Genomic DNA, 7,761 nt, shown 5'->3' with positions numbered 1-7,761 from the left:
GAGACCGGCAAGGGCGAGCAGAAGGAAGGATTCGACATCCTGGTGCACGACGGCGAGTCGGGCGAGAGCAAGAGCGTCGGTCTGATGAGCGGCGGCGAACGGGTCTGGGTCAACGAGTGCCTGATTCGGGCGGTGGCGCTGTACCTCGCCCAGCACACGGGGCGGCGCTACGGTGCGCTGTTCTCGGACGAGGCCGATGGGCCGCTCGACCCCGAGCGCAAGCGAATGTTCATGGCGATGAAGCGGGAGGTGCTGCGCCTCGGCGGCTACCAGCGGGAGTTTTTCGTATCCCAGACGCCGGAACTGACCGCCATGGCGGATGCGGTCATCGATCTGGAGGCCAACGCGGAATCGTGCAAAGCCCCGGCAGGGTGTAGCTTGGCTGTATGAATTGAATACGTACGTGGTTGCGGTGCCTGCTTTCCAGATGTACCATTTGAAGGCGTACACATAAGGAGCCCGACATGCCCCGTGCGATCGTTGAAGATAACAGCCGACTTGCCCTGCGCGTTCGCCCGGATGACAAGGCGACGCTGATGCGCGCGGTCGCGCTCGAGCACACCGACATGACGGATTTCATCCTGCGCCATGCCCTGGATGCGGCCCGCAAGGTCATCGAACAGGCCGAGCATCTGACCCTGTCCGAGCGCGACAGCCTGCGGGTGCTTGATGCGCTGGAGAACCCGCCGGCGCCCAATGCCAAGCTCCTGGCAGCGGCACGCCGCCTGCCCAAGGGCGCATGACGCTGCCGGATTGGCGCGAAGCGCCGATCTTGAAGGCGCACGACCGCGAATCCTTCGATTGTGGCGAGGTGGAACTGAACGAGTTCCTGCGGCGCCATGCGCGCCAGAGCCACGAGAAGGGGGGCGCGAAAACCTTCGTCGCCACGCCCGTCGATGACGGTAAGCGCGTCCTGGGTTTCTACAGTCTCAGCCCGGCCTCGATCGACTATGTGCGCACGCCGGCGCTGGTGAAGAAGGGGCTTGCCCGCTACGACGTGCCGGTGTTCCGGCTGGGGCGTTTGGCCGTGGATCGGACGGTGCAGGGCCACGGTCTGGGCGGACAACTACTGTTGGCCGCCGGACGCCGCTGCTTTCTGGCCGCAGCCGAGGTTGGCGGCGTCGCCCTCCTGTTCGACGCCAAGAACGAACGGGTGGTAGCTTGGTACGAAGGCTATGGCGCGCTGCCCCTGCTGGACGATCCTCGCTCACTGATGCTGCCGCTCGCCACCGTTGAAGCGGCCCTGAAGGCGGCCGGGCGTCTATGACCAGATCGCCGGACATCCCGTGCTGGCATCGCGATCAACGTTTTCATAGCTGCTTCACCGAACGTGATGAAGGAGCATTGCGGATGCTCTGCGGCTACCTCGAAAGGAATCGAGTGTCGTCTTCGGGATGCGTTGCGCGGTGGCTGTAAGCCATCAGCGGACCCTCGCGGGTGCTGCTGAAACCGGCCCCCTGGGAGTGCAGGCGGTCATCATCGGCTACTTGCATGCATCGCCTAAAGACGAGTCCATCGATGTCGAGGCAAACCACCATCTGGGAGTCGCCGCTCAGGCCATGCCGGCCTGCCTCGCACCAACCGACCTACGAAGAACGGAAACCTTTAGTGTTGAACAGCAAATCGGAGACAGGGGGTAAGCGTGCCTTCGCCGCTACAAGTAACGAACGATGACATCAAGCTTCTCAAGGACGGCCAGCTTGTGGAGCTGCTATGGCAGCTTGTCAATTTAGATCTCTCGGCGAACCGAATTGAAAAGTATGACAGCCAGGTTCCACTTTCCATCTACATCAAGGATGGTGGCATTGATGGCTTGGCGCACTGGACCGATGGCCCCGACAAGACTGGAATGTTGCCGGGGCGTACCGTCGGCTTTCAAGCGAAGGCGACCGACATGAGCGATGCGGCGTGCTCATCCGAGGTCAGAAATAAGGATGGAATGTTGAAGCCGCAGGTCCGAAAGCTGGTTGAGCGCGGAGGTGCCTATGTTCTCTTCCTGGGTCGAGACTGTGTGGGGCAGTCAAAAGATCCTCGCATAGCTGCTATCAAGGAAGCCATCGCAAGCGCTTCTGAAGTTGCAGGAGGCGCAAGGCTAGCAGCCGGCGAGGTCTACATCTACGACGCGACAGACATAGCGGGCTGGGCTAATACCTATCCAGCGGGGGTTGCAGCTGTCTTCGATTACTTGGGTAAGCCCGGCGCTGGAGCGCATACTTGGCAAGAACTATCCGGATACCCGTCTTTCGAAGTGCCGTTCGCTGATGTAGACAAGGACCGCGCGGGGATCGTGGAGTCTCTGCGGGCAGCGGCAACAGAGGAGCGCAGCGTCACGCGCATTACCGGTGCATCGGGCCTGGGCAAGTCCAGGCTCGTCTTTGAAGCATTTAGCCCGCCCGATGATCCTGCCGCCAGTCCGGCGCAAGCTAGGCTTTCAAGCCGGTTCTGCTTCTTGAACGCTGCGCGGACGTCTGGCATTGAGGGAGTGGTGCGTGCTTGGCGGCGCACGAACTCCATCGGAGCAGTCGTAGTCGACGACTGCCCACTGGATCTGCATGAAGCGCTCGCCGAAGAGGTACGCCGCGCGGATAGCCGCTTGACGCTGATCACGATCGGAAACGATCTCGACCCGTCCGCATATGCAGGCACCCCGACACGGTTGCTACGTCTGGAGCCGGCGAGCACCGACTTGATACAAGCCCTGCTCGACATCGCCTTTAAGGAGCTCACGCCGGACGATAGGCGCTTCATCGCCAACGAGTTGGCGCAAGGCTACCCGTTGATGGCGATCCGGACCGCTGAGGCTCGAGTGGATCACGCGCCACTGTCGGCACGCCTGACAGCGCCGGTCTTAGCAAGGCTACTTGGAAGAAACGTTGACTTAGGCTCGCGCGCGTCCAAGGTGATCTCAGCCTGCGCGCTCTTCGAAAACGTGGGCGTCGAGGGCGATGCTGCAGCAGAGCGGGAGTTTGTCCGGTCCGTCTTCTGTCGCGAAGTATCGGCGGACGACTTCTATGCCGAGCTTGTCGAATTTCAGAAGAGTGGCGCAGTGACACGGTATGGGCGCCTCATTCAGGTGCGACCCAGGCCGCTCGCGATCCGTCTAGCCGCAGACTGGTGGGATAAGTGCCCTCCCGAGCGAGCAGCCGAGATCGTCGGACTCCATTTCCCTCCAGCGCTGGCCGATGCTTTTTGCGAACGAATCCGAATGCTGGACTTCGTTCCGGCCCTGTCGAGCATCACCGAAAAGCTCTGTGGGAAGTCAGGCCCTTTTGGCCAAGCGAAAGTGCTCAGTTCTAACCTGGGTTCACAGCTCTTTCGCGCAATTGCGGAGGTGAACCCGGTTCGTGCGGCTGCGGCACTTGATTACGCGTTCGGCGAATGGACTTCAGCTCAGCTTCGAACGTTAAAGGGCACGCCAAGGCGAAATCTCGTTTGGGCGCTGGAGAAGCTTGCATTTCGGGAGGCGACCTTTTCACGGGCGGCTCAATTCTTGACAAGGCTCGCTTGTGCCGAGAACGAGAACTGGTCGAACAACGCAACGGGCGTTTTGGCTCGCCTCTTCATGGTGTTGCTCTCAGCGACGCAGGCTCCCCTTGATCTGCGACTCCCCTTGTTGCGTCAGATGGCACGCGGCGAGGAGATCGACGTTAGGCGCATAGCAATCGTGGCGCTCAACAGCTCCCTGACTACCGACAACTTCACCGGCATGTCGGGTCCAGAGTATCAAGGCAGTTCCGGCCCGTTGCCAGAATTCAGACCGAAGACATGGAAGGAAGTCTTCGATTACTGGAGGATGTGCCTCGAGGAACTCGCCCGATTAGCCAAAGAGCCCGATGAGATAGGCGAGCGCGCTGCAACAACCGTCGCTGCACACATAAGAGGTCTTGTCCAGCATGGAAGGCTAGATGACGTCGAATGGATCATCGGCGTCGTCATGAGCGATCTTCGCGCACGTGGAAGTGTCTGGGCGCAAGCGGTGGACGCCGTCAAGGACGTACTCAAGTACGACCTGGACAGAGCACCGCCAGGAACAGAGACACGCGTGCGTTCGTGGCTCAACACGTTGGCGCCGACGGATACTCCCCAGCGGCTCAGACTACTGGTTTCGGAAGCGCCCTTCGATCACGCTGAAAGTGGGGACGGCAGTTGGATTGATATTGCAGCAAGAGACGCTGAGACCCTTGGGCAAGAGTTTGGGCGCGACTGTGAAGCAGTCTCTGCGTACTTGGGCCCTCTAATGGAGGGCGAACAACGACAGGCGTACGCGTTTGGTCAGGGCCTAGCTCGCGGCAGCAATGCGTCGCCAGCGCTTTATGGGATCGTTCTCGCTCGACTTGCTGACATCCCCTTCGAGCGCCGGAACAGCGCGCTTCTCAGTGGCTGGCTATCGGTAATTGCTGACGACGATGCACTATCGTGCGATGCGCTATTCGGTGCGCTCGCACAGCATCCGGCGCTGCGGCGATCGCTGCCAAGCATTGCTCATGGTCTTAGGCTGAACGACATTCGCTGCGCTGTGCTTCAGGACCTTGTTCGGGCCGGGCACATAGAAGTGCATCAACTATACGGTCTCTCAAATGGCCAAGCGATGGCAGGGGTGTCCGTCGAACAGATTTCTGTGCTCAACCGGGTACTCTTGCATAGAGGTATTGATGGGGCATGGGTCGCTCTGGACATCCTCTTCATGTATAGCTATGGAAGACCCGAGGCAGTCGAGGCGCTTCGCGAGGAATTCGGTGCAATTGTCTCCACAGAAGGGATGTTGTCCTCAGACCGCGCGCAGCGCGAATCGCACGAGTTCGAGGTTGTGGCTCGCCGACTGATACCGCAATCCGCTGAACTCGCACGGTTCTTGGCCAAGGAGCTTTGCGTCACGCTCACTGCTGGTAAGCGTGTTTCTGACCATCTCTCGGAGAAGCTCCTCGAGTCGCTCTTCAAGGAACGGGCCGAGGTTTCATGGCCGATCGTGAGGCAAGCACTCGTTGAGGGCGACAACACGGCCAGCTGGAGAATTGGTGTCGCGCTGGGAGCTTTGAGGCGGGCCGGAGACAAGTCGCGTGCCATCGACCACTTGGCTCCGCGCTTCTTGAGGGAATGGTGCAACGAGGATCCATCTGTCGCCCCTGCTTTAATCGCGCGGATCGTCAGGGTCATGGACAAGGACGAATCTGGTGAATGGCACCTATCGATTTTGGCGAAGATGCTGATTGACGATTCCGCCGACGTCGATGGCGTTTTGGATGCACTAAGTGCGGCCCTGCACACGTTCTCTTGGTCCGGTTCGCTCGTTCCGTTCTACGATCGACTCATCTGTGTGGTTACCCCACTCCTTGCGCATGACCGCGGTGTAGTGCGGACGTGGGCGCAACGTGTGATTGACGGAGCAATCGAGAGTAGGGCCCGGGAATCGTTAAAAGACGAAGAGCAGCGGGTAGGCAGATGGTAAGCAGCTGATCGGCAAGCTCAGCTTGCGGCGAATCGTGACTCATGCTCGCTTCAAGTGTGCTTGCTATTTGAGAAAGCCAACCTCCGCTGTTTGATTCCGAAGACAGGCGGTTCAGGGCCGATAGCCGGAGACACGGATCGGGCTGTGAGGTGCGAATGCTCAAGAAAACAGGGCGTCGGCCTGTCGGCACAACGCCCTGCGGGCGGTATGGGACTAGCTTGCGGCGGATGCACTGATGCACTTAACCGGCCATCAGCACTTCCGGCGGCCGGTCGGCATGGTGTCGAACCACGCGGTTGCCTGCGTTGAAGCACTGATCCAGGTACACCGCTTCGATCAGGCTTTCCGGCACCGCAATGCCGAGGGTGGCGAGCTTGTCGGTCAGCGTGCCGATAATGCTCCAGTCGAGGGCCGGCTCATGCAGACTGTCGTAGAGGACGTCGTCCTCGCACATAGGCCTGCCCTCCTCGTCGCGCAGCACCTGCAGGAACGGTTGGCTCAACGCCCGATCGTATCCGGCCACGACCACGATTGCGCCGCAGCAGTGTGAGAGCCGGATGTGATGCCGACTCATACTTCGGGCCCCGACATGTCGAAGACTGGAAGCCCGTCGATCACGGCCGCCTCGCTATCGAACTTCAGCCAGACGATGCCGGCTTGCTCCGCGACTTCGAAGATCGTGGCCAGATCGGCTTCCGTCGGTATCCGGTAACGGGGTGCGCCGACATAGATGATGCCGCCGCAGTCGGTCGGGTAGGCGTTGACCGACAACTCGTCATCGGCCAGTTTCAGGCGGGTGCTTGGACTCAGATGCGAGATCGATAGCGAGGCCAGCGGTTCAGCCTGCGCTCGCAAGCTTGCCACGGCGGGTGCTTCCATGCGGTTCTCCTTCCTTTTGATGAGACGGCGACTTGGTCTTGGGACGCGTGCCAGTCGTCCGACTGAACTCCATGCCGCAGTCGCGACAACGGAACCAGCGCAGGCGGCCCAGCGTACCCAACGGCACGCCGTCGCCCGCGCAAACAGGACAGTGAGGCGGGATTCTCGTCGACATGATGATCTCCTCATGCGACAGAAAAGGCAGCCCGACACGATCGGGTGGGCATGCCTTTGAGCATCGGACGCGACGCGGTTGGCCAGCGGCGCATGGCGTTACACCAGTCCGCGTTCGGCAAACGACACCACCGTGTCGCCGGCGACGACGAAATGGTCGATCACCCGCACATCCACCAGGCTCAGCGCGTGCTTCAGGTTCTGTGTCAGCATCTCATCGGCCCGCGAGGGCTCGGCTTCCCCCGAGGGATGGTTGTGCGCCACGGCCAGCGCGGCGGCGTTACGGGCGAGCGCTCCCTTGACTACTTCCCGGGGATAGACGGAGGTCTGGGTCAGGGTTCCCCGGAACAACTCCTCGGCTTCGATCAGGCGATGCTGGGCGTCCAAGTAGAGCGCCAGGAACACCTCATGCTCAAGGCCAGCGCAATACAGCCGCAGCCAATCGCGCAGGACTTGCGGCGAAGTCATCAACGGGCCGCTGCGCATTTGCTCACGCAGGTCGCGCAGCAGCAGTTCGCGGGCAACGCCCAGGCGATGGGCGAGGACGCTATCGGTGGTGCCGAGCATGCCCAATTGCGCCACGGCATCGCTCACGTGCAAAGGGTTGGCACCCGACGCGCAAACCAGGGGCGAGAGTAATTCGCGGACCAGCTCGGCGCGGGACAAGACAGATAGATTCATGGCGTTCTCCTCTATGAAACAAGAAAAGCGGGAACGCCGATCCCGATGGGGACGAGGTCCCCGCTTGGGATGAATGTGCGGACGAATGTACGCAACATCGGTCGGCACGATGAATGAGGCAGGTATCGACTGCGACGCCGGCCTGAGGCCGGACTACATTCCACGATGGAATGCAGGTATGCCCAGTCAGTTTCCGGCATCGGTAGGGTGGATTCAAGGGGATGCAGAGGACGCAATGTTCAAGCGGCCGGAATCCGACGGGCTTGCGAATGGCGTCGGTGATGAGGGCGTGCCGATCGCTTCCTGCGGCGCAAAGGTGCTGCCAGCTTGGTCAACAGGGCCTACTTGCACTCCAGTGTGACCTGGATGTCAGCCTATTGGCACTGCATAAATTTTTTGCGTGACCGCCGTAAAACCCGCGACAAGCCCGAAAAATTTAATCAAGATGAAGGCTCTACCCTTCACGTAGAACGACGATGATCCGCCTCGGCTCGCAAATTCGACTCACTCGCCGGGAGGTCGAGCGCTTCCGGAAGATCACCGACATCGAGCCGGTGGACATCCGCACGCTCGACGACCTG

At 60.7% G+C, this 7,761-nt stretch carries 6 protein-coding genes and 1 pseudogene; 4 read left to right on the top strand and 3 right to left on the bottom strand.

Annotated features, from left to right (window positions below; translation table 11 throughout):
• The 4 genes and pseudogenes from Q1M07_RS00705 to Q1M07_RS00690 form a co-directional block, all read left to right on the top strand.
• Nucleotides 1-390, top strand: a pseudogene (locus Q1M07_RS00705) (DNA repair protein); the annotation flags it as partial.
• A 74-nt stretch (nt 391-464) separates the two neighbouring features.
• On the top strand, nt 465-743 hold the full coding sequence (locus tag Q1M07_RS00700) for a DUF1778 domain-containing protein (RefSeq protein ID WP_042330534.1): 279 nt from the start codon (nt 465-467) through the stop codon (nt 741-743).
• A complete protein-coding gene (locus Q1M07_RS00695; protein WP_300449285.1) occupies nt 740-1,267 on the top strand; it encodes a GNAT family N-acetyltransferase in 528 nt (175 codons plus the stop codon). The genes Q1M07_RS00700 and Q1M07_RS00695 overlap by 4 nt, the downstream gene beginning before the upstream one ends.
• A gap of 375 nt (nt 1,268-1,642) precedes the next feature.
• Entirely contained in the window at nt 1,643-5,446 is a 3,804-nt protein-coding gene (locus tag Q1M07_RS00690) for a hypothetical protein (protein WP_300449283.1), read from the top strand.
• Between the two features lie 241 nt (nt 5,447-5,687).
• Here Q1M07_RS00690 and Q1M07_RS00685 read toward each other — a convergent pair whose 3' ends face one another.
• From Q1M07_RS00685 to radC, 3 genes are all read right to left on the bottom strand, one after another.
• A complete protein-coding gene (locus tag Q1M07_RS00685; RefSeq protein WP_300449281.1) occupies nt 5,688-5,948 on the bottom strand; it encodes a hypothetical protein in 261 nt (86 codons plus the stop codon).
• Between the two features lie 68 nt (nt 5,949-6,016).
• The gene (locus Q1M07_RS00680) at nt 6,017-6,325 is read right to left on the bottom strand and encodes a hypothetical protein (RefSeq protein WP_300449279.1); all 309 of its coding nucleotides are present in this window, start codon (nt 6,323-6,325) and stop codon (nt 6,017-6,019) included.
• Nucleotides 6,326-6,598: 273 nt separating this feature from the next.
• Nucleotides 6,599-7,180: a DNA repair protein RadC gene (gene radC, locus Q1M07_RS00675; RefSeq protein ID WP_300449277.1), complete on the bottom strand. Its 582-nt coding sequence runs from the start codon at nt 7,178-7,180 to the stop codon at nt 6,599-6,601.
• Nucleotides 7,181-7,761 lie beyond the last annotated feature (581 nt).

This window comes from Accumulibacter sp. (assembly GCF_029255285.1).
Taxonomy (GTDB): Bacteria; Pseudomonadota; Gammaproteobacteria; order Burkholderiales; family Rhodocyclaceae; genus Accumulibacter.
Note: the sequence above shows the minus strand (reverse complement) of the source record. Positions and strands in the feature narration are given on the sequence as shown.